23 protein-coding genes are annotated in these 22,746 nt (G+C 37.8%); all 23 read right to left on the reverse strand.

The genetic code is table 4. The features are described from left to right. Nucleotides 1-169 precede the first annotated feature (169 nt). The gene (locus tag CSH31_RS00285) at nucleotides 170-853 is read right to left on the reverse strand and encodes a lipoprotein 17-related variable surface protein (RefSeq protein ID WP_161565594.1); all 684 of its coding nucleotides are present in this window, start codon (nucleotides 851-853) and stop codon (nucleotides 170-172) included. Nucleotides 854-882: 29 nt separating this feature from the next. Continuing rightward, nucleotides 883-2,220 (reverse strand): lipoprotein 17-related variable surface protein, encoded by a 1,338-nt coding sequence (locus CSH31_RS00290; RefSeq protein WP_128008396.1) that lies wholly within the window; start codon nucleotides 2,218-2,220, stop codon nucleotides 883-885. Further along, a complete protein-coding gene (locus tag CSH31_RS00295; RefSeq protein ID WP_161565595.1) occupies nucleotides 2,142-2,750 on the reverse strand; it encodes a lipoprotein 17-related variable surface protein in 609 nt (202 codons plus the stop codon). Before CSH31_RS00295 ends, CSH31_RS00290 begins: the two co-directional genes overlap by 79 nt. A gap of 134 nt (nucleotides 2,751-2,884) precedes the next feature. After that, a complete protein-coding gene (locus CSH31_RS00300; protein ID WP_161565596.1) occupies nucleotides 2,885-3,193 on the reverse strand; it encodes a hypothetical protein in 309 nt (102 codons plus the stop codon). 419 nt (nucleotides 3,194-3,612) lie between these two features. Then, nucleotides 3,613-3,774 carry a hypothetical protein gene (locus CSH31_RS04255; protein WP_161565597.1) on the reverse strand — a complete coding sequence of 54 codons (162 nt, stop codon included), beginning with the start codon at nucleotides 3,772-3,774 and terminating at the stop codon, nucleotides 3,613-3,615. Nucleotides 3,775-3,836: 62 nt separating this feature from the next. Further along, on the reverse strand, nucleotides 3,837-4,172 hold the full coding sequence (locus tag CSH31_RS00305) for a hypothetical protein (RefSeq protein WP_128008399.1): 336 nt from the start codon (nucleotides 4,170-4,172) through the stop codon (nucleotides 3,837-3,839). A gap of 176 nt (nucleotides 4,173-4,348) precedes the next feature. Then, nucleotides 4,349-5,731: a lipoprotein 17-related variable surface protein gene (locus tag CSH31_RS00310; RefSeq protein ID WP_161565598.1), complete on the reverse strand. Its 1,383-nt coding sequence runs from the start codon at nucleotides 5,729-5,731 to the stop codon at nucleotides 4,349-4,351. Then, a complete protein-coding gene (locus tag CSH31_RS04260) occupies nucleotides 5,691-6,011 on the reverse strand; it encodes a lipoprotein 17-related variable surface protein (RefSeq protein ID WP_161565599.1) in 321 nt (106 codons plus the stop codon). Before CSH31_RS04260 ends, CSH31_RS00310 begins: the two co-directional genes overlap by 41 nt. Nucleotides 6,012-6,027: 16 nt before the next feature. Further along, the gene (locus CSH31_RS00315; RefSeq protein WP_128008401.1) at nucleotides 6,028-6,675 is read right to left on the reverse strand and encodes a lipoprotein 17-related variable surface protein; all 648 of its coding nucleotides are present in this window, start codon (nucleotides 6,673-6,675) and stop codon (nucleotides 6,028-6,030) included. Continuing rightward, nucleotides 6,663-6,836 carry a hypothetical protein gene (locus CSH31_RS04265; protein ID WP_161565600.1) on the reverse strand — a complete coding sequence of 58 codons (174 nt, stop codon included), beginning with the start codon at nucleotides 6,834-6,836 and terminating at the stop codon, nucleotides 6,663-6,665. The genes CSH31_RS00315 and CSH31_RS04265 overlap by 13 nt, the downstream gene beginning before the upstream one ends. Before the next feature lie 71 nt (nucleotides 6,837-6,907). Further along, nucleotides 6,908-7,885: a lipoprotein 17-related variable surface protein gene (locus CSH31_RS00320; protein WP_128008402.1), complete on the reverse strand. Its 978-nt coding sequence runs from the start codon at nucleotides 7,883-7,885 to the stop codon at nucleotides 6,908-6,910. A gap of 276 nt (nucleotides 7,886-8,161) precedes the next feature. Then, complete coding sequence (locus CSH31_RS00325) at nucleotides 8,162-8,512, reverse strand: hypothetical protein (protein WP_128008403.1); 351 nt, start codon at nucleotides 8,510-8,512, stop codon at nucleotides 8,162-8,164. Further along, the gene (locus CSH31_RS00330; RefSeq protein WP_128008404.1) at nucleotides 8,473-9,411 is read right to left on the reverse strand and encodes a hypothetical protein; all 939 of its coding nucleotides are present in this window, start codon (nucleotides 9,409-9,411) and stop codon (nucleotides 8,473-8,475) included. The genes CSH31_RS00325 and CSH31_RS00330 overlap by 40 nt, the downstream gene beginning before the upstream one ends. Continuing rightward, on the reverse strand, nucleotides 9,378-13,532 hold the full coding sequence (locus tag CSH31_RS00335) for a lipoprotein 17-related variable surface protein (protein WP_128008405.1): 4,155 nt from the start codon (nucleotides 13,530-13,532) through the stop codon (nucleotides 9,378-9,380). The genes CSH31_RS00330 and CSH31_RS00335 overlap by 34 nt, the downstream gene beginning before the upstream one ends. Beyond that, nucleotides 13,525-14,127, reverse strand: a complete 603-nt coding sequence (locus tag CSH31_RS00340) for a lipoprotein 17-related variable surface protein (protein ID WP_161565601.1) — start codon at nucleotides 14,125-14,127, stop codon at nucleotides 13,525-13,527. The genes CSH31_RS00335 and CSH31_RS00340 overlap by 8 nt, the downstream gene beginning before the upstream one ends. Then, nucleotides 14,078-14,518: a hypothetical protein gene (locus tag CSH31_RS00345; RefSeq protein WP_148668986.1), complete on the reverse strand. Its 441-nt coding sequence runs from the start codon at nucleotides 14,516-14,518 to the stop codon at nucleotides 14,078-14,080. Before CSH31_RS00345 ends, CSH31_RS00340 begins: the two co-directional genes overlap by 50 nt. Nucleotides 14,519-15,160: 642 nt before the next feature. After that, nucleotides 15,161-15,895, reverse strand: a complete 735-nt coding sequence (locus tag CSH31_RS00350; RefSeq protein WP_161565602.1) for a hypothetical protein — start codon at nucleotides 15,893-15,895, stop codon at nucleotides 15,161-15,163. A 451-nt stretch (nucleotides 15,896-16,346) separates the two neighbouring features. Beyond that, nucleotides 16,347-17,087 (reverse strand): hypothetical protein, encoded by a 741-nt coding sequence (locus CSH31_RS00355; RefSeq protein ID WP_128008409.1) that lies wholly within the window; start codon nucleotides 17,085-17,087, stop codon nucleotides 16,347-16,349. A gap of 273 nt (nucleotides 17,088-17,360) precedes the next feature. Then, nucleotides 17,361-17,591, reverse strand: a complete 231-nt coding sequence (locus CSH31_RS00360) for a hypothetical protein (RefSeq protein WP_128008410.1) — start codon at nucleotides 17,589-17,591, stop codon at nucleotides 17,361-17,363. Between the two features lie 7 nt (nucleotides 17,592-17,598). Continuing rightward, entirely contained in the window at nucleotides 17,599-20,250 is a 2,652-nt protein-coding gene (locus CSH31_RS00365; protein WP_128008411.1) for a lipoprotein 17-related variable surface protein, read from the reverse strand. Beyond that, on the reverse strand, nucleotides 20,244-21,461 hold the full coding sequence (locus CSH31_RS00370) for a lipoprotein 17-related variable surface protein (RefSeq protein ID WP_128008412.1): 1,218 nt from the start codon (nucleotides 21,459-21,461) through the stop codon (nucleotides 20,244-20,246). Before CSH31_RS00370 ends, CSH31_RS00365 begins: the two co-directional genes overlap by 7 nt. A gap of 334 nt (nucleotides 21,462-21,795) precedes the next feature. Further along, nucleotides 21,796-22,140 (reverse strand): hypothetical protein, encoded by a 345-nt coding sequence (locus tag CSH31_RS00375; RefSeq protein WP_128008413.1) that lies wholly within the window; start codon nucleotides 22,138-22,140, stop codon nucleotides 21,796-21,798. After that, the gene (locus CSH31_RS00380) at nucleotides 22,122-22,739 is read right to left on the reverse strand and encodes a hypothetical protein (protein WP_128008414.1); all 618 of its coding nucleotides are present in this window, start codon (nucleotides 22,737-22,739) and stop codon (nucleotides 22,122-22,124) included. The genes CSH31_RS00375 and CSH31_RS00380 overlap by 19 nt, the downstream gene beginning before the upstream one ends. Between the last annotated feature and the right edge of the window lie 7 nt (nucleotides 22,740-22,746).

A 22,746-nucleotide genomic window follows, 5' to 3' on the forward strand; every position in this document is an offset into this window, starting at 1 on the left:
TCTCGTTTGACACTAACTTTACGAAAAACCGCGAAGAGTGATCTGCAACTCTTTCGGCTTCTGAGTGATTTTGCCTCAAACCAAGACTTTGAGTTTTACTTGACCAAGGTAATCATCAATTGACAAGACCTCTAGCGAGATTTAGTAAATCATTCGCTTAACTCCTCACTTAAATTGGGTAGACCGAGTTTCTTGCCAAAGTCACCTCAAGTATTTGACCAACCTTAACCACTTTGCTTATTCTTTGGTCAGACAGATAAGTGTCAGACCAATTTTCTAAGACCCAAGTTTTAAGAAGTTCAAAAAATTCAGTTTCTTTTTCAATTTGTTCACGTATAACTTGCTGGCTAGTTTTAAAACCGCTTACAATAAATTGCTCATCGCGGGTTTTTTGATCCATTTTGAGCTCAACTTTAATTTTAATTTCACCGCGTTCATCATCAACCGAGATAATTGTGATTTGAGTTTCAACTTTTTTCCACAACTTGGACGGAAGTTGCTTTAAACCAAGATCAGAGGTTTTGACTCTATCACCCTTTTGCCCGACAGAGCTAGGTAATTTTTGCATTAGAGTTGTCTCCAAATTATGCTTTCTGAAATAGTCTAAGAGGCTTTTCAAGAAGTTATCTGTCGTTAAAAATCCGCTAACTGTGATAACTTTCTCGACTTTTTTACCGTCTTTTTTCGCTTGGATCGAAACTTTTACGTTTCCAGTTAAGTCGCTAATCTCAGTAATTTCAAAAACTAACTGAACTCCTTTAGTCAGTTGGTTAGGAGGGCTAGTTAGACCTAACTTTTCCAAGGAAGTCTCTTCTGCGACTTTAAAGATGTATCCCGCTAATTCATTTGTCAAACTTGTGCGGGAATTGGTTTCAAATCAATTTAATAACCTGTCAAGCTCCGAGGCCACCGGTCTTCTGTTTTGTAGCCATTAATGGTCACGTCTTGGCTGACCTTGGATTTGCCTCTCTCAAAATGGAATCTAACTTTAATGGTGCCTAACGCATCGTCAAAATCAAGAACCACCAATTTTACTTTGGCGTTTTGGAGTTTGTCTTCGGGAATAGTTTGCTTAATGCCCAACTCTTCCAAAGTAACTTCTTTACCAATTCCTTTGATGGAAGAGGCGATTTGATCACCTAGTGCAGTGCTAGTCTCGTTGATTTCCATCATGATCCAGTTTTGAAGTTCTTTTAAATGCCTATCGTTACTTTTATAACCAGTCACCCAAACATATCCAATTTGGGTGTCGCCTGACAAAGAAACCTTAACTTCAACACCGATCTGACCTCGGTCATCGTCAACCTTGTCCAACTTAAGTTCTATTTGAGCGTTGTTTTTTTTGTGGTTTGGAACACTTTCAAGACCTAATTTTTCAAAAGAGACTTTTTGGTTAACTGAACCAATTTGCGAAGGTAGGGATTCGCTGAACCTTGAAACAGCACGATGTTGCTTGATTCAGGAAAGCAAATCTTTCAGGAAATCGTTCTTTGCTAAAAAACCAGTCACTTTGAGAGTTCCAGATAGATTTTGATCGCCCCGGGTAAGTTTAACTTTCAGTTCCATCTGCCCTAGTTCATCGTTAATTTGGGAAATTGTCAGCTCTATTTTTGCTCCGCGCTTAATTTTGTCGGGAATTTCTTCCAGACCTAATTTTTCAAAAGTGGTCTTGTCATTAACTGATCCAATTTGTGAAGGCAATTGGTGACTTAACTTTGAACGGTTGTCACGGTCTTTAAGATAAGCGAGCACGCCGGGCAAATGATTTTGGTTGGACAAAAAGCCAGAGACGATTACTTCTTTAGTTTGTTTTTGACCTCTCCGCGAAACTGTGATTTGTAATTTGATCGCGCCTTTTTCATCGTCAGTCTCAATTATTTCTAACTCCCATTTAATGTCCTTGCTCTTTGGAACAAAAGTAATTCCTAACTTCTCAAAAGTTAGGTTGTTTTGACCTGCAAGTTCAGAAGGCAATTTTGAGCTTAGTTTGCTAGTCAGACCTTGGCTAATGATTCGCTGCAAAGTTTCTTCAAGATCTAACTTATTTTTGGTCTGTTCTTCTTCTAAAACTTGCTGATTAGTTTTAAACCCTTTGATTAACAGCGTGGTTTTTAAACTTACTTTTCCAACTCTAATGTCAACTAAAAGTTCCAAAGTTCCTTGCTCATCATCAAATGCGGAAACACTAAATTTAATTCTGGTGTCCCGCTCGTTAACCATTTTGGCAATTTTTCAAGACCTAGAGCGTTTAAGTCACTACTTCTACTAGAAACAAAATTCAACTTGGCTTCCGAGGCCAATTGACCAGTTAAACGCGTTTTGTGGCTAAATGTTTTTTCAAAGTAGTCTTTAGCCATTTGAGCTTCAAGACGGTCTTGTTCTTCCTTAGTTTTAGTTGACTTCAAAAACCCGCTGATTAAAATAGTTTTGCTTCTTTGAAGAGACTTGCCGTTAAATTCAAACAGCAAGTTGATCTTTAATTCAAGTTGCCCGGATTGGTCACTGGTACGATCGCCTTTGGAAAAACGAACTCTCAAATTCTGTACGGTATTGTCTAGATCTGCAAGTTCGGGAAAATTCCCAATTCCCAGCCTTTCAAAAAAATCAGCTTGGTCAATATCTTTCAAAAAACTAGAAGCAAGTCTATTGTTGTGGGTAGTTTGTGGCGCTTGGTTAATTTGGTCAAATATTTTCTCAACTTTTCGGAAAACAATGCTGAATTCTGGGTCTTCCACTAAGAAACCGCCCACCTTAAGTCTTAAAATGGTTGTAGAACCGCCTAAACTAACTTGAATTAGAACTTTGATTTCACCAATTCGATCGTTGGCATCGGTAATTTTAACCGAGTGTTTAGCTTGTCTAAAGTTAAAATGGGATTCAATTCCTAAATCAGCAACTTTGGGAGTCTTGATGTCCGCAAGAAACTCGCTTTAACTTCTGGAAAACTAGTTTGTAAGTAGTCTGGGCAGTTAGCTTTGATTTCAGAAAGAAAATCTTCTGCGTTTACTTTTAGAAAACCACTGATTTTAACCCCGGTTTTTTTTAAAATACTGTCAACAGAGTTAGCTTGTTGATAACGGATGTCAACTACGATTTCACCCTTTAAATCATCACAAGATTGCACTTCAAAGTAATAACGCTCATCAAAAACTTTTTCAACTCCAAGCTGAGCTGATGAGTAAGACTCTCCCACTACAAAGTCAAGTGTCTGAGTCTGATTACGCGTTGTAAGGTAAGAGTTTTTAAGGCCAACAACTTTGTCATCGTCTATTTGGTTTTTTTCTTGTCTTGTTCGTCAATGCAAGACAACAACGAAATAACGGCGAAGTGAGAAGTCCTATGCAAGCGCTGGTTAAAAAAAGTTTTTTCATTTTCATTCCTTGTGAATGAAACAATTGTACTACATTTTCTTTAATTTTGAAAAAAGCACAGTCACATAACTACACGTTAGGGACAATAAATATTTATCGGACTTTTTCTATTTTGCTTAAATTACACTTACGAACTTAAAAAGGTGTCCAAATTATGGTTTTATTTTTGATTGTAGTAACGGATCCAGAATTTACGGACTCAGTAAACCGACGGCTCGGTCTGTACTCATAGAAAAAGTTACTATTTGATTTTTAACTTGATTACCGTGTCTATCAGTTTTAAATCATTAGCATCGTGCCATTCTTTGTTTTGTTCGTATTTGGGTCATTTGTTCGGCTGTCGAAGAGCCGTCTCATCAATAATGTTAATTCGTCCAATCCGAAATCCAACTTTAAAATTCATTATTGAATCATCGTTGCGATCAACAGATAAAAATCTTAGATAAGGTCTGAGTGAAGCTACTGTTATGTATTGGTCACCAAATAAAATCTCTTTAACGTAAAAATGATAGTAAAGTTTTGATCAGTTAACTTCAGGAATTTTTGACCAAACAAGATAACGCTCCTGACTAATATTTTTTGTCATTCACTGACCTGAGTCTCTTTTCTATAATCAATTTGATCGTCTAGAGAATCTTTCCCGTACATTTCGCTCAGCACTTCTTTGACATTCAACTTGATCTTTGTTTCCAATAAAACTCCATCTTTAATAAATTCTTTATTTTTCATAGCTGTTTTGTACATTTTTTCAACAGTATCTACCATTTTGTCGTGGGTAGCAAACCCGGAAAGAATCTTCACAAAACTTCTTTTACCTCGCGAAAATGCGTCGTAACGATGTTTTCGTGTAATTTCTTCTTCGCCTGGATTCCAAAATTTATTGTTAAATTCAATGTCTTTTGGACTGTTACTTGCTAATCCTCATACAAACTCAAACTCGTACTCATCGGAGTTAAAAATGTGGTGCTGTCCGTTGGCTATTGCTTAGCTAGAATATCCATAAGTCATAATTGGTACTTACCAAACTTTTTGTATGTCTCTCTAAAAACTTTGGTCTCTCTAAAAGTAATTGTTTTTTCGTTTATTTTAGCAAGTTCTTGGAAAGCATTAATATGACCTATTCTAGGTGTTGAGGCATATTCGTCAACCGGGTAATTATCAAAACCAGGGAGAGCTTCTCGACTATATCCTCGATTAGATATCATTGGAACATGATCCAAGAATTGAACCAACGAACCTTCGTAACCTAACTCAATTTTATTGGGAATCTCCTGGCTTATTTTTGCAACCAAAGAGTGAAAATAAAGTTCAAAACTTTGAAAACCCGAAATGACAACTGGGTCTTCGCTTTTAATCACAAGATCAATGTAACGTAAAACTGGTTTAACCGTGATGGCTCCGTGAAAATTCATGCTACTTGGTCTTTCAACAATTTCAAATGTTAATTCGGCATTTTCGTCAAGTTCTCTCACTCAGTTGCGAAGAGCCAAAGTTTTGTTTACTAATTTTAAATCTTCCAAACTAACTTCAGGTCCCGGCGACCACGCCCAATCATCACCAATAAAGTGATTGATTTGGGTTTGATCAAACGCGGTCAGTTTTTGGGTATCTTCCTCTGAAATTTGGCTCAATTTTTCTTTGAAGTAAAAATTTCCAAAGATTTTTTCAATCTCTTGTAAGATCTCTTGACGAGCATTTTTTCTCTTAGCTTCGCTTCAAAAACCTTCAATAGTTATTCTTTTGTCTCTTACGTAACCTTCGCTGGAAACGATCAACATTACTGTGACTGTGCCCTCAGTATCATTAGTTTTTTCAACAACAAATTTAAGGTCAAAAGATTCAAGTTTCTCTAGACCCTCTGTTATGCCCAAGTGCTCAATACCTAGTTGACTAAGATCGTAAGTCTTTCCTGTCTCAAAATTATCGACTTTTTGTTTGGAAGACTTGGTGGTTAAAGATTTCAGTTTCTCGTCATCAATGAATTTGTCAATCACTCTTTGGGATAATTTTTTAAAACCGGTGATTTTAAAACTTAAGGTTTCGCTGGCTTTCCCTCGTCGTATCTCCAATAAAACTCCTAACTGTTCGATGGTGGTTTCTTCTCAGTTGAGACGCCACTTTAATTCCACATCGGAATCAAGTTTTAAAGGCAATTTAACGTTGAATTCGCCGGGATTATTTTCAAACTGCTCAATAGAAATGTCACTCGGGTCTTTGTCTCGCCAAATGGAATACTTGTCAATTGAAACTTCAATATCACTGATGTTTGAACCAACATTATTTTCTTTACGAATTTGATTGGCTGTTTTTTCAACGATTTTATGCGTGGTCATTAAACCGTCCAAAGTAATTTCTCTCACTAACGTTGACTCTTGTTTTTTCAAGTTCAAACTTAATGGTAAGTTGACCTTGGTCGTCGTCAAGATTTGTGATCAACATCTTGATAGAAGTATTTTCTGAATTAGCACGGTTAAGTATCATTTTGATTTTTTTGCCGAATTTATCATTAGTAGCTTGGTTAACTTGACCAAAATGGCTCGGCAAATATTTATCTCAGTCATTGTGAGTTTTCAGATGCCTTTCAATAAAATGCATCAGTTCAGCAATCTCTTGGTCCTGTTTTGTTTTAAAACCTCTCACTCACACTTCCCGATGATTAGTTTCATCACCCAGAGAAACCGTAACCCTTATTTGCAGCCTTCCTTGTTCATCATCAGCCAAGATGACCTGAATCTTGACAACTGCGCCTTGTTTTTTTCTCTTCGGGAATTTCATCTAAACCAAGATCTTCTCACGTGATGTTTTGATTTTCAAATTTTTGGAAAATGTCTTTGGCTCATTTTTTTCCAAGTTTTGATTTTGCTAATAAGTGCTGGTTTTCGATGTAGTTCAGCAGTCCATCTAAATGCTTCAAACTAGACTTGAATCCGTGGATAACTATCTCTTGCTCTTTGGTTAACCCTCGCAACTTAACTTCTACCTTGACAGTGATCTGACCTTGCTTGTCGTCCACCTCAATCAGTGTTAAAGTCACTTGAGCGTCTCGCTGTTTTTGCTTAGACAAAGTTGAAAGTCCTAGTTTTTCAAAAGTAAGTTCGCTCTCAAGGCCAGCAATTCGAGAAGGAAGTTCATTTTCAAAACGAGTTTTGGTGTGATTTTTTTGGATGTGAGCTAAAAGCTCTGTTAAGAATTTATCTGCTTGATCTTTTTCCTGCTTATCTTGAAGAGATGTTTTAAACCCTTGAATCTTAATTTCAGTCTCTAACTCAGCTCGTCCAACTTTGATCGAAACTAGGATGAGCAAAGTGCCTGGTCGTTGTCAGCGCTTTTAACTTCAAAGGTAATTCTAGCGTCATCAACTAACTGACTTGGCAAACTTTGTAATCCTAGATCTTGCAAACTACCACGAAAGTCTTGTTTAACTTCCGAAGGCAACTTGTCTTTCAACTCGCTCGTTTTATCCAACTCATTATCCAGGTAATCCTTAATTTTTTGGACTTTTATTTGATCTTGTTTTTGCTTTTCTGGATCAAGTTTTAGAAAACCGGTAATGAAAACGAGTTTAGAGTCGGCGTAACCTTTGTACTCTTCTTCTGGTAATAAATCAAGAGCAATATTAAGTCGAATTGAACCGCTATATCGTTATGCCTTACATTTTTGAAAGAAAGTTTCACCTCATGTTTTGCCAAGTCGTTATATTCAGGAAATTCACCAATTCCGAGTTGGTCCCAAAAATCAGCATCTGCCTTCCTTTGGACAATTTCGGAGGGGAATTTGCCAGAGTGTTCAGTTTGGTAAGAGTCGCTAATTTTCTTAAGCACCTGCTGCATAAACTTGACACGTTGACTTAGTTCTGGATCGTCAGCCAAAAAACCTTCAATTACGAAGGTAGTAGCAACTTTTTTGTTGCTAAGAGCAATGGTGATCAAAACATTCAGTCGACCAAGTTTATCATCAGATTTTTTAATTTGAATTTGATGCTCGGCTTGACGGAAATTAAAATGGTGGTCAATGCCTAAATCCGCAGCTTTGTAAATGGTTTTTGTGTCTAACTCACTCGGTTTTTGATCGCTAATTAGGGCGGTTTCAAACATTCCTTGCTTGGTGATTTGGGTGCGGATTTGGTTAATAAAATTAACCGCATTAATCTTTTTAAAACCGATAATCTTTACGCCGCGCTTAATAATTGAACTGCTGCCATCAACTGATATGCGGTGTATGTCAACTACGATTTCACCAGCCAAATCATCATATTGTTGCACCTCAAACTCGTGCTGGTCACTAAAAATTTTTTCAAGCCCTATTTCGTTGGCTGAATAACGTGTTGCTAATTCAAATTCAAGTGTTTCGGTCTGGTTGAGCGTAGTTCGGTAAGAACCTTTAGGATTAATCTGGTCATCATCTTTTTCTCTCTGCTCTTGGCCAGTATTACCGATGCAATTTACCAACGAAGCAACTGGTAAAGTAACCACGCCTAACAAGGCGGCGGTTAAAAGAAAAGTTTTTTTTCTCATTTTTTATCCCCTAATTTAGTTTTAATTGTCTAAATTTTAGCAGATTAAACCTGAAAAACTGACTTGTAAAACAATTTTCAATCAATTTGACGGATTGGACTCATGTTTTGTCATAAATAAAGAATATTCTCGCTAAATCTGTCTGCGCGACCCACTTGTTAAGTTCAAAACCGAAAAACAAAGAAACATTCTAGAGTCAATTGTTTAAAAAGCGAGGCGAAGTTTTAGTCTACAGGAACTTCACCAAAGTAAAAATGGTAGTCAATTTTCCAAATTTTAACGTCATCTTCGTCTTCTATTAGCATGGAATCCACTCCATAATTCGCAAAAAGAGCGACCCGGCATTTTATTTTCTTCCATGATGTAGGCTTCAGAGTTGTATAACAGGCGTGGTCGGAAACTAACTGTGACATTTGGTTTCTCGTTCTTTGTGAATTTTGATTCTGCAATGTGATTTAGAAAATCGGTTGATTCTACTTTTTCAAAAATAAATGTGACGCCCAAATTCCCAAGTAGTTTTTCGAAGGAAACATCGTATTCTAACTTTTTACCTCAATTCCAACGCGTTGAAGCCAAGATGTCACGAATTAGATAACCTTTTGCTGCATCTTTAGGTTGACCTGGCAATCTTTTTCCGTCTCGTATATTTTTCCAGTTAAATGTGCCAGCGAGCGATTTATTTGATCATTCCAGTACAGTCTTTTCGCTCTTAATTCAGCATAATTTGAACCATGACGTTTATTATAATCTTTTGAGCCCATGGGAATTCTGACTACAATTTTGTGATGGTCTCTAGGTTTTGCACTTTTTAGCAGTGATGCGCCTAGTTTTTCGTTCACATGTTGGTTGAAAAGATGATTTCCTAAGTTATCTTGCTTCATCATTTCTTCCAAGTACTCTTTAAGATCGTGCTGCATTTCTAATTTAACAGTCAAGTTTTGCACTTCCAATTTGTCTACCGTTAGTCATTTTTCGTGGGTGGGTTGATTGTAAGATTCCTCGGACCCGTCGTAGCTTTGAAAGCGGAAAGCAACCTCAAAATTCATGGTAGGTTTTTTAGTTTTTAAACCTTCTACCGACACAAAACGGAAGTAAGGCTCGGCAGAATAAAAACGTCTCTTTTCTAACTGAGTTTTAAGGTTTGTGTTGGCTGATTTGAAAAACTTGACTCAGTCCACCGGCATTGTTTTCCAGTGATAGTAATGCTGGTCCATCTTAATTGCTTTAAGTCACTTGTTAATATCGTTTGGTTTACCGTAATCAACTCATACTCCTGGAACTTTGTGACGTTTAACGTCGTCAAATATTAATTGATCAAAAAGTTCTTTTTTTGCTTTATACTTAGGCGATCAGTTAAAATCCCAAGTAAATTCGGGTAGAGAATCTTCTCCGTACCACGATTGAAGAATCCCCCGAAAATGGGTCAAGTGGATGTTTGGCGCTTTTAATGTTAGCGAGTTATTCGGTTCTTTGTAAACTTGCTCGGCCGTTTTTACCACATCATCGCGAGTAGAAAAACCGGTCAACCTAATGGTAAAACTTCTTTTTTGACGGTAGAGTTTGTCATAATCGCCTTGATAAACTTTTTGGTTGAAATTATCATATTTATTTTGCCCATCAACCCGAATAAAAATTCAAACTCGTAGGTGTCCAAATCATAATTACGTGGGTCGTCTTTTTCAAGTTCCTTACCTAGGATGGCCATGACAAATAAGTCGTACTTGCCGTCAATTTTGTAAGTGAACTTGTCGGCAAGTTGAGTTAACTCAAAAAACTTAGCGATCAAATTTTGAGAGTTTGGAAGCGGGTAGTTGCTAAATTGTTCTCCGCTAGGCAGGTACTCTTTAAATAGCGACACCAGCAAGCCGGAGTAACTTTGTCTTATTTCGTCGCCCAAGTTATTTTTTAGTTTGCGAACGTGAGAGTGAAGATATTTTTCAAAACTTTGAAACCCCTTAATCAAAACAGGGTGTTCGCTACTCACTTGGACATCAATGTAACTTAAGGTGGGTTTGAAAGAGATTAATCCATTAAAATCTGTGCCAAGTAATCTGTCAACCAACTCAAATGTGAGACGCGCGGTTTGGCCAAACTTATGAATCGTTTTTTTGAGATTGTCAGTTGTGGATAACAAACTTAGCTGCTCTCAAGTGATATTTGATCCGATTTTATATTTGTCGTCGTCGTCAATCCACTGATCGGTCAAATCAGTGGAGGCTCACGTAGTAACATTTTCTGACTCATAACTAGTAAGGTCGGCTAGCTTACCATCAAAGTAAGCTTTCTCGAACACTTGGGCCAGCTCATTAGTTAATCTATCTTCAGCAGTTTTGCGTTTTTCATCGTTTCAGTAGCCAACAATCGTGATAGCTTTTTTGTTTTTGTAACCGGTAACTGAACTTGAAATGACCAGAGTCGCAACAACTTCTCCCAAGTGAGTATCATGCTTTATGATTTCTGCCGAAAACTCTAACGCATCATTTTCAAAATCGGAGATTTCAACGCCCAGATCCGCAAATTTGTAAACTTTCTTCTCAGTGAATTGGCTAACAAGCTTTTCTGATCACTTGCTTCTAAGCTTGTCGGGAAATTTTTTCAAAGCGGCGTCTACTAACTTATCTGAGTAAGGTTTAAAACCTGTGATGTTAAAAATTAACTCCGCCTGGGCTTTTCCGCGGGAGATTTTTAGTACCAAAACCACCGTGTTGGATTTTTCTAACTTATCTTTAATGACTCATTCAAAAGTTAAATTTTTCAAGTTAGGCGGCAGCATGATCCCGAAAGTTCGCAAATTATCTTTAATCATGTTAACGTCAACTTCAGAAATTGCCATTTCGTAAAAACGTGAATCTTTGTTGACTTTAACATCTATGCGCTTGCTATTATTATCAACTTCGTATAGACCTTGAATTTGCCTGACCATATCGTCAATCTCTTTTTGGTCAACCTTAAACCTAGTTAAAAACCCTTCAAGAGTCAACTTAGCATTCTTTGTTTGTTGGTTTTTACTAATTCTTAAATCAATCAATAATTCACCAGTCGCGTCATTAGTTATGTATATAGTGATTTTCACCACAATTGATGCTCATTTAGCAAAATCAAAATCCTCCAACCCTAATTTAGAAAGGCTGATTACGTGGCCAGGTTTCCCTAACTGACTAGGTAGAGTGTTTGAAAAGTTGACTTTTGACAGACGTTCTTTAATGTAGTTAAATACTTCATCCAACTCTTGAGAGACTTTTTTGAATCCGCTAATCGTAAGAGTTTTGTCAATTTCAACCCCATCTTTACTTAAAGACACTTTGACTTTGACTTGACCTTCAACATCATCAGCGCGCTCAAAAAGTAGTTTTACAGATATTCCCTCGCGAGCAAATTCGTCTGTTAAGTCGGTGAGTCCTAACTCTTTGAAACTGGTTTGCCCTAAGATTCCTAAGTCGCTTGGCAAAGTTTGTTCCAGGTTAGTTTTACTTCGGTTTTTAATTCGGTCAAAGTAGGCCTCTAACTCCTGTTTGACTTGGCTTTCTTTCTTGAAGCCTTTGATTACCAACTCAACACTAAATTCTTGGTAGGGATTAAGAAGTTGAATGTTAACCGTTATTTGCCCCAGCAAGTTATCCACCCTATGAATATTGATATTTAACTTGAAGATCTTGCGATACTCTTCGGGAATTTGACGCAGTCCTAAATCATTGAAATCTTTGGTTTGTCTTTCCTGGGCAACTTGACTTGGCAACTTGTCTTTCAAAGAGGTTTTGGACCAATTGTTTTCAAATCAGTTGTTCAACTTTTCTTTTCAGTCAGTGATTTCTCGAATGTGGTCGGCTTCTTTTTTGAAACCTTTTATCTCTAGAATACCATCAACGCTGACTGAGTTTTTTGTAAGTATCACTTGGACCTTAACTGTTCCCAATTTATCACTAACAATCAAAATGGATAACTTGACTTGAATGTTTTCAGCTTTGCCAAAGTTGGCTAATTTTCCCAGTCCAAGGTCTTCAAACGAAACCTCTTGATCTACGTTTCCGACTTGACTCGGTAGTTTGCTTTGATGGGAAGTTGTTAAGTCTCTGCTTCGAATTTGCTCCAACAAACTGTTGAGTTCATCTTTTGTGGTTCTAAATCCTTTAATCGTGATTTGTTCTTTGTGTTCAACGCCTAGATAAGATAGCTCAACAAAAACTCTCACTTCGCCTTTGACATCATCTAAACTTATAAAAATCAGTTTTCAAGCGACGTTTTTCCGATCAAGTTCAGTTAATTTGTTTAAGCCGAGCGTTTCAAGCGAAACTGATTGATTTTCTTTAAAACCAATCAGACTTGGCAACTTATCTCGGTGGGTAGTTCACTCGATTTGACGCTTAACCCGGTTCATTATTTCAACAAGTTCGTTAAGTACTTTGTTAGTAGTTTTGTAACCAAAAACATCGTACTGTATGTTCTCTGTGATTTGACCTTTTTTAATCGTTAGTTTGACTTCAATCGAACCATTTTCGTCACTAAAACTCGTGATTTCAATTTTGACATCGTAATCTTTGAAAAGTTCCGGCGGAAGTTTTTCAAGACCTAGATCTTCAAAACTAACGCTAGTTTTTTCCGTCAATGACTTTGCTGGGCAGTTCAACCAAACTAGTTTTATTTCGTTTTTGTTTAATCCAAGCGAGTAGTTCAATCATGGTGTCACGGTGTTTTTATAACCAGAAATTGAATAAGTTTTTGTCGCGGTTTGACCTGATTTAGAAACCGTTACTTTAACTTCAATGGTTCCTTCAAAATCATCAGTTTTGACAATTTTAAACTCGGCCAAGGCCCCAGCCATTTCTTGATCTGGTATGTTTCCCAGACCAAGTTCTTTTAGCGAAACAATCGCTTGATTTTTTCCGACTTGACTCGGTCGCTTGGTCTTGTTAGAAGTTAAATTAAGATTTTCAGAAATTCACTCCGCAAGGAACTCAAGTTCTTGGGCGATTTTCTCTTGCTTTTCCTTAATGACCTCAGAGTTTTTCTTGTACCCTTGCACAACGACTTGCCCCTGGATTGACACGCCGTTTTTGCTTAAACTGACTTCTAACCCAATTTTTCCGTTTTGATCGTCAATATGGGTCACCAAGATTTGCACTTGCGCGCCCAGTAACTCGTTTGAATCTAAATCTTCCATACCTAACTTGGCAAAGCTAACTTTCTCTTGTTCGCTGGCAATTTGACTCGGCAGTTTTTCCCCCAAGGTAGTTAATTTGCGATTTTGCTTGATGTAGTTTAGAAGGTCTTGCAACTCTTGGTTTGTTTGACGACGTAATTCGTCGCTAATTTGTTTGTTTGTCGCGTAGCCTTTGATAACTAAACGCAACTCTTGACTAACGTGGTTTACCTGGATGCTCACGAATAATTCCAAAGTGCCTAAATCATCATCGGCTGTCCCGAGTGTTAAATCCAGTTTGAGATTTTCTGTTAGCGCAGAGGGGAGTTCCTGTAAGCCTAGTACCGTTAAATTTTGCTGGGAGTTTTCAAGAGACAAAAATTCCCGTTTAATTTCCGAGGGCAGAGAATTTTTTAGGGCAGTGTGCTTGCTGAACGTTTGCTCAAATCAATTTTTGATTACTTGAACTTTAATGTGGTCTTTGTCCTCTTTAGCTTCGTCGCTAGTCAAAAAAACCGCTAATCAAAATTGTTTTGCTTCGTACGACGGATTTTCCCTGGTTGCTAGCTGTAAGTGTGATAACCAACTCTAACTGACCTTTGGCGTCGCTGGTATTTTCTCCCTTTTTAAAACTGACGTTAATTGTTTGCTCGTCAAAATTAGGAAAGGCTCCAATGCCGAGTTGATTCCAAAAATCAGCATCTCCCGTTCTCTGGACAATTTGGGAAGGCAATTGACTGCTGTTATTAGTTGTGTAGTTCTCACTCAATTTTTCAATTATTTGACGAATTTTTTCTAAGCGAGCTTCTAACACCTCGTCTTCCATCGCAAGATCGCTTACCGTCAAAGTGATAGTTTCATCTTGACCAGCAATGGCAATTTTGAGTTCAATGGTAACTTCACCAAGCAAATCATCGTGATCAACTACACTAACAAAGTGTTCGGCTTTGCGAAACTTAAAATAATGCGCAATGCCTAGATCATCAACGTTTAAAAGTCTTTGACCTTCTAAATCGCTTGGTTTAGGTTTGTCAAGTAAGTTGCTAACTAAGGTTTTATTGTCGGGTAAGTCTTTGGTAATTTTTTGAAAAAAACTCTTGTGCATTCAAGTTTTTGAAACCGCGAATCTCAACTCCGCTCTTGAGCTGTTCAACGGCTTGATCATTAACATGCTCTACGCTGACAGTCAGAGCGCCTTGTAAATCATCATAATCGTCAACTTTGAACAGGTACTGGTCATTAAAAATATCTTGGACACCAATTTGACTGGGAGAATAAGTTTCGCCAACGTTAAAATTTAAAGTGTCAAACTCTTTCAACGATGTGTAGTAAAAATTTTTAATAACGCCGATTTTTTTATCTTGATCGTCTTTCTCTAGTTTCTTGCCTTGGTCATCTCCCCAAACATTGCTGCAAGCAATGATACCGGCCACAGGCAAAGAAAATAGGCCACTTGAAGCGGTCAACAAAACTAATTTTCTTCCAGATTTTTTCATAAAGACATTATACCAATAATCGCGTATAAATTAGTCATCTAACTAGTTGAAAATAAGACCCGTGATTCGATCAATTCATAGTTTAGTTTGAGTTGCTGGTTTCTCAATTATTTCCAGCGTGCGATTGATGCTTTTGCTGGCTGTCATCTACAAAATTCTATGAGAATTGGCGGCAAATTATGCTCAGTTTTCAGACTAAAAAGCAGACCATAATTGCTGCCTGCTTGCGCTTTTACTAATCAGAGTTTAACACGGGTTAATTGTCCCACTTGCCTTATAGTCTGATCCAAGGCGCCTATGTCATCAAACGATTAGTTTCACGATCGTAAGTTTACTAAAGACCAATTATCTTCCTTGCCTACAAGTTCACGCCTAACATTGAAGTGCTTAGATCTGAATTTTACGCTGGTATTTTCAAAACAAAAAACCGGTTCCAGACCGGTTTTTAAAACCAAAATAAACTTAAAGTGTTTGGAGACTTATGGGATTAAATTTGTTTCGTGGTTATCCACTTTGGTGTTTTAACTTAAATTGACTTTTGCTAAAGCAGGTGGTAACACTGTTAAAAGACTGCTTTGAGCGGCGGAAAAGCGATTAAATTTCTAAGTGTTCAACTGTAAGAATTAATTTTTGATTCTGAGATTACTTATGACCAATTTTGTAAAACACTTCCCAAATTTTCCCAGTTACAATCAGCGGCTTGGCCATTTTATTTCGAATAGGTACGTAATCAAATCTAGATCAAAACGCACCAGGACCGGGAATCAAAGCTTTGTTATAGATTAAAATCGGACGATACTTGACACTAGCATTGTGACCACCTTCGTCCGGAAAGTCGGTTCAATAACTGCGTTCGACAAATTCAAAAAACACCATAACGCCCATCGCTTTTAGATTTTTTATAAATTCCAAATTCCATGTCTGATTGGTTTTGAATCCCAAAATACCTGATAAGGTGTTTCCGTGCTTTGTTTCTCGCTGATTAGGTTTGTCTGAATCGTAAGTAAAAGCCGAGGTTTTTAAAGCGGTTTGCCCCCATTGATGGGCCCATTGTGAACGAAGTTGGTCTGAATAATGATAATTATCAAAAACTTCTAATTTGTTGGTTTCGCCACTTGACAACAATTTAACCTCCACTCTTTTCCCGTCGAAATCTTGACGAGGTAAGGTCTTGCTCATCTTACTTATTAGGCCATTTAGAAGATGATCTCCGTCATCAACATACTTTTTAAGTAGTTGACCGAAGTTATTAGGTAACTCAATCTTGACTTCTGTTGGCAGAACATGAAGGTATTTTTCGGTCGACGGGTAAAGTTGTTGGTTATCAATATAAGGAGATACTAGTGGAATGTCACCACCAGGTGAGTTAGGCACCATTTGGACACCGACTTTGAACCTCATCACTGTTTTGCTATCTTCTGAACTCGGGTCGCCAGTTCTCTCAATTGTGGTGAACTGAAAGTACAAAAGCGCGTTACCCAGTAGTTCGCGAGCTGGGGGATTAAAATTTCACAATTGATTTTGGTCAAACGGAACCTTGTTCCACGGTAAAAATTACCACCCTGGTTAATTAATTCTAACCACCTGGCTACATCAACTCTGCTTTCGTAGTCAAAAGAAATTGAGTAACTTTCAACTTCTCCGCTTTGCTGATTGATTTTTTTATCACCAAACTTATTCAAAAAATGATGGTTTTTGGGTTTATTGTGAGCTCAGTTGAAATCAAACTCTGGCAAAGACTCGTGCCCATACATGTTCGCTAACGCGCCGCGTAGGTGAGAAGTGTCAAGAGAAAGATTTCCCCGATGTTTTCAAGTGAGTTGATGATTTAAACCTTGAAGCAAACGAACAACTTCCCGAAGAACCTGATCCTTTGTGTTAAAGCCGACAACAGTTTTTGCAAAAACCCTTCCCAGCAAATATTCGTTCCCCGGTATATACGTTTTTCCACCGTGCGGTTGAATTTTTCATAGCGCTTACCTTTTAAACCTACCACAAACTGAAATTCATGGCGATGTTCGTTGTCGTCATCTAACTTATCTCTTAAGTAGGTACTGTAGCCTCCCATAAAATCAATATCCAAAACTGAAAGTTGGTATTTATCGTTAATGGTTTGATCCTGGAATACATCTGCAAGACCAGAAAGTCTCATGAACGATTCAAGCTTATTGTTAGATTCTCTGACGGTTTTAAGCAGAGACATTTTAAGTCCGCGAGAATTTGTTTTTAGATCGTCGCCAATTTTCTTACTTCACTCAAGAACATGTTCTTGGAAAAATGTTTCAAAAGATTTAAATCCTCCGATCAAAATCGTTTGTGGACCAGGGATTTTTTGGTCAATAAAATGGAGAATAGGTCGAATTCGAATGCTTCCGTGAAAATCAACACTTTCTGGTCGTTCAACAATTTCAAATGTAACGCTGTAATCGCGATCAAGTTGCTTAATTTGATCTTTGAGCGATGCGGTTTTCGTGCTTAAATGCAGTTTCTCAAGAGTAAGTTCAGTGCCCAGAGAATAATTTTCGTTGTCGCCAATAAATAAATCGTTCAGCGTAGTTTGATCGTACACACGAAGATCTTGAACTTCTAGTAAGATAAACCGGCAATTTTGTCGTTGTGATGGAAACCATCAAAAACCTTGTCAATTACAATGGGTAAATCTTGGTGAGCTTTTTTCGTTTAGCATTGTTCCAAAATCCTTCTACAATTACTTCTTTGCTCCTTAGATAGTCAGACCTTGGACTTAAAACATCTGCTCGAACTGTGAGAGTTCCCAGGGCATCGCTTTTTCCTAGGACGGTTGCTTTAAATATCAAAGGTTCAACCTCAAAATTAGAAATATCTACCCAAGTTCTTCAAACTGATAAGAACGGAAAAGTTTGAACTTAGAGACTAGTGTTCTCGCTAGATCAGAAGAAAGTCGTTCTGGTAATTGATTTGATTTTACGTCAATCAAGTGATCAATTTCCGTCTTAAAACCTTCCAAAGTAAACGTTAGAGTTTGAATAGCCCCGCCGCGTGATAAAGTCAATCTAACAACAACGCGTTTAAGTTTTTTATCTAAAGATTCCAATTCCCAGTTAAGTTTGATATCGCTTGGTATGTTTTGGCGGCATAACAATTTTTCAACCCAAAGCGTCATCTTCGATCAGTTCAGCCGTAATTTTTTCAAAATCAATGTCAAAGTAACGCGACTTGGGATCAATTTTAATTTTTATGTTGCGAACGTCGTCTGCCTTGTTAAGTTCAAGAATTTGCTTGACCATTTCCGCGATTGTTTGGATATCTAAATCACTCTTTTTTAGAAATCCTTTCAGCGTTAGTGTTTCCTTTTTGACTACTCCCTGTTTGCTTAATTCTAAGGTGATTGTCAATTTACCGTTTTCAATGTCAACTGCTTCAACCAAAATTTTAACTATTGCTTTGCGTAAATTTAGATCTAGTAAATCTAACGAAGAAAGCGTCAAGAAACTGCCTTCTTTGCCAAAGTGATCGGCAACCTTGTCGTTGACTTTAAGCGTTTGTAAACGTTGCTTAATCAAAGCCAACAACTCATTCAATTGATCGCTAACTTTTTTAAATCCTGCAATCGTAAAACTTCGACTCGCTTTGACCCCTTCTCTAGTCAACTCAACTCTAATTACTACTTGTCCCGTCAGGTCATCAATTTTTTCTACAATGCATTTCATTTCCGTGTTTTTAACAAAGCTATCTGGTAAATTTATCAATCCCAATTTTTGGTAATCAATCTCTTGTTTTAGCGCAGCTATTTCGGAAGGTATAATGTCGCTCTTGCTGGTTTGAGTTCAATTTTTGCCAATTCAGTCAAAAACCAAGTTTAGTTGACTTTCCACGACACCAACTCTTTTATAACCTTTAATCACAAGCATTTTTTCCGTTTGAATGTTGGAGTTAGTGATGGTGATTTTAACGCTAATCTCCCCTTGTTGATCGTCAAATCGTTCAATTCTTATTGCGAGTTCAAAAATTTCTCCAAACGTCTGCGGTAGTTGCTTAAGACCAAGATGCTTAGCGTCTACTTCTTGGTAAAGAACACCCACCTTAGTTGGTAATTTGTCGCTCAGAGAGGTGTTTGATCAATTATTATCAATTCATTCACTCAGTTCTTGAACTTGTTTTTTGACCTCTTTAATTTGGTCTTCGGTCGTCTTGAACCCAGACACGGTAATTTCCGAACTTATTGACTCAGACTCTTTTCTAACTTCAACTTTGACTTTGACGGTTCCCCTTCGATCACTAAGACCTAAAATAGTCAAAATAATTTCGGCACCTTGTTTTTGCTGCTTTGTTAAGTCATCAAGCCCTAAGTCATCAAAGCTAACTATCTGGTCTTCCTGACCAATTTGACTAGGTAACTTGCCACTCTTTCTTGTTAACGATCCTCTGCTTTGAATTAAGTCAATCACTTGTGCGAGTTGATCTAAGATTTTCCGGTAACCTCTGATGGCAATTTCGCTTTCATGAGAGACACCCCGGTGCGAAAGCGTTACTTTAATCTTCACCTCACCTTTGGCATCGTCTGCACTAACAAAAACAATTTCAAAATTAATGCCTTGGTCGCTTATTTCTTTGAAATCACCAATCCCTAGAGCTTTAAAATCAATTTTTTGCCCTGGTCTTCCGATGGAACTCGGCATTTTATCTCTGTGGGCACTCAAACCACGATTATCTTCAATTCACTTTATTTTTGCGGTGAGAATGTTAAGAACTTCATCGTTAGTTTTATATCCCTTAATTTTCCATTTGATTTCCCGTTTGTGGGTGGCTTGTTTAGTATCTTTTCTAATTGTTAAAGAAATCTCAAGTGTTCCGTCATTGTCGTTTGCCTGGTCGATAACCATCTCAATTTCGTACTCACCAAACAAGTTTTTCGGTAAATCGTGTAAACCTAACTCTTTAAAACTAACCAAAGTTTTCCCGGCAGCGATTTCACTCGGAAGTTTATCTCTTAAACTCGTGCGTCCGCGGTTAATCACAATCCATTCAAGAAGTTCGCCCATTTCTTGATCGTGAGTTTTGTAACCGGTGATCACAAAATTCTTGGAGCGTGATTGATCTTCTTTGGAAGCGGTAACTTTTACTTCAAGATTACCTTCAAAATCGTCGGTGTTGACAATTTCAAAACTGATTGAAGCTCCGTTTCTTTTCTCTTCGGGAATACTTTGTACACCTAGTCTATTCAAAGTGACCGGCGCGTTTTCTGAACCTATTTGACTTGGTCGCTCACTATTGTTAGAAGTGGAAACAAGATTTTGAGAGATTCATTCCACCAAAGACTTAAGTTCTTCGGCGATCTTTTCTTGTTGCTCCTTAATAACTTGGGCGATTTTCTTGTACCCTCTCACCACGAGCCTGTCGTTAAGTGATTGGTTATTTTTACTCAAACTAACCTCTAACCCAATTTCTCCGTTTTGATCGCTAACTCAATTGATTCTCAGTTGAATCGCTATACCCGTTTGGGTCTCTTCATCAATCTCCTGCAAACCAAGTTTTTCAAAATTAGTTGTCTCTTGAGGCTCGCCAACTTGCGATGGCAACTTTTGATCAAAAACGGTTCGATCGCGATTTCGTCTAATGTAATTAAGCAGGTCTTGCAACTCTTGGTTTGTTTGACGACGTAATTCGTCGCTAATTTGTTTGTTTGTCGCGTAACCTTGAATGAGTAAGTTTGCTTCCAACTGAGCTTTACCAACACTAATGGTGATTAGCAATGCCAGCGTTCCTCTCTGGTCGTCAGCAACCCTAAATCTATCGTCATTTTAACGCCGTTTTGGTACTTTTCAGGCAGAGCATCCAAACCAAGCGTAGACAAGTTTTGGTGTTGGCCTGAATAAAACTTCTTCTTAACTTCTGAAGGCAAGGTTTGTTTTAACCTAGTTATTTTTCTCCATTCGTTTTCTAGGTAGTTTTTGACTGCTTGGGCTTTAGCATGCGATAAATCGTACTTAGTACCTTCGGTCGTTAAAAAACCGCTGATCAAGATTCTCTTAGTTCTAATTAAAGAATTGCCGTCGCTAGAAGTTTTAAACTCTATAATTAGTTCAATTTGACCTTCATCGTCGCTAGTCTTGTCTCCGCGTTTGAAACCAACTTTAATGTCCTCGCTTAATTCGGGGAAAGGTCCAATTCCGAGTTGATCTCAAAAATCGGCGTCGTTGATTCTTTGCATTACCCTTGAAGGCAATACGTCATCGTAAGAGGTATTAGTGTCTCTTAACTTTTTCAGTGCTTTGTTAATTTGATCAAGTCGCTCTTTTAAAACTGGATCCTCTAATGCCAAGTTGGTGACGGTAAACTGTCTTTCTAACGTGTGGCCCGCGATACTAATTTCCAAGTTAATGACTACTTCTCCGACTGCATCGTTATGAGAAACGATATCAATCAGGTGTCGAGCCTTACGAAATTTAAAGTGCTTGTCAATTCCCAAGGTTTCAACGCTTAAAGTTTTTAAAAACTCTAGGTCGCTTGGTTTTGGTTTTTTTAATAAATCACTAGTTAATGTACTGCGATCGGGCAAGTCTTTAACCACTGTTTCTAAAAACTCATCAGCACTCAGCGACTTAAAACCGCGCACTTGAACGTCGTTACGGAGCACAGTTGAACTTTTAACGTGCTCTACGCTAACTACTAGTGTTCCCTTTAGATCATCGTAATCGTTGACTTCAAACTCAAATTCATCGCTAAAAATTTCATCAATTCCTAATGCACTAGCTTGGTAACGTTTTCCAATTTCAAAGTTTAGGGTGTTAATGTTTCCCAGCGCTGTTGTGTAAGAGTCTTTCGGATTAACGATTTTTTTCTTATCGTCCTTATCTGGATTTTTCTCATCCTCTTTTTCTCAGGCGCTTCCACAGGCCATCAAAGAGGCGACGGGTAAAGTAACTAAACCTAAGTTTGTAGCAAGCAAAAATATTTTTTTCATTTTCAATTCCTTTTCTGAACCATTATACCATTTTGAAATCGTTAAATTTACCGTTGGAAACTCATCAACCTAACTGAAAGCATTTGATTGATAACTTCTTTTCAAAGTCTCCTCACGAATGATAAACTGACGATTTAACTCCATCAGTTTCAAATAAAAATCCCCAACTGACCGTTGGGGAAATTAGTTGGAAAAGTTCCGGGCAGTTTCACACGCAACTTGAGGAATTGCTATTTAGCTTCAATTCCAGATTTTTAGGAGTGCCATTGCTACACAATTTCGTCCATAAATTGCAAAGTTTTCGCATTTTCTAGCGGATTTTTTCAAATAATGACTAAATAGGTGGAGTCAGTTTGTAGTACAGCACTCAAATGTATCTACTTCTGATTAAATTTGGTTTTTGAGTTGAATTGACATACAAGAGAGTTTCGGGTTGTAAATTCGTCCAAAGGTAAGTGTTGTAAACAAGCCAAGGTCGGAAATAAATGGCAGCGTTATATTTTTTGTCGTTGTAACCTATCTTATGGTTAAACGTGGTTTCGTAGATTTTCTCAAACACGATCGTTATCCCAAGTTCATCTAAGTACTTTTTAAATTCAATCGTGTGCTGTTTAAATTTACCCGGAATGCGGGTGTAGCGTTGGGAAACAAAAATGTCTTCTATGCGGTAGCCATTCAACCCACCCGGATTGTAAAAGCCTGCAGAAAAGCCTGTAAAATACGGCAAGAGAAAACCACAGAACGGTTAGCCTGGTTATCAAATAATTGCTCTTTAGCTTTAAGGTTAGCATCTAAGGGCGTGGATGTGTCATGCACTGGATCGGAAGAGCCAAAAACTGGTAACTTAACTTCCATTACGTAATGTCCATCGAAACTTCTAAGAATTTTGGTCCCTAAATCGCTTTGCATCTTTGGCGTAAAAAGTTTAGTTTCTAAGTTTTTCCTTTGATTCACAACATCTATCATGAAACCATGCATGTCATCTTGAACACGAAATTTAAAAATGCCGTTGATCGGTTGAAGTCTTAAACTCTCGTTCACGAGCGCACTGGCATTAGTCAAAGGATTATCAGTTCAGCGAGCCGGTGAATCACCTTTTACGGGTGAAATTGTCCGGTAAATAACTGCGGCTTCAAAAATCATGTAGTAAGGGTAGCCATTTTTTGAACTATCAATTCTAATGAATTTGAAATAAGGCTCAGCCTGGTCAAAGAGCGTTCTTAAATTAGGACCGACGTTCTCAAAAGTATCTTTTCAAAGCGCGGGAATTTTTTTCAACTAACGT

It is taken from the genome of Mycoplasma sp. ATU-Cv-508, from assembly GCF_004011945.1.
Taxonomy (GTDB): Bacteria; Bacillota_I; Bacilli_A; order Mycoplasmatales; family Metamycoplasmataceae; genus RYZV01.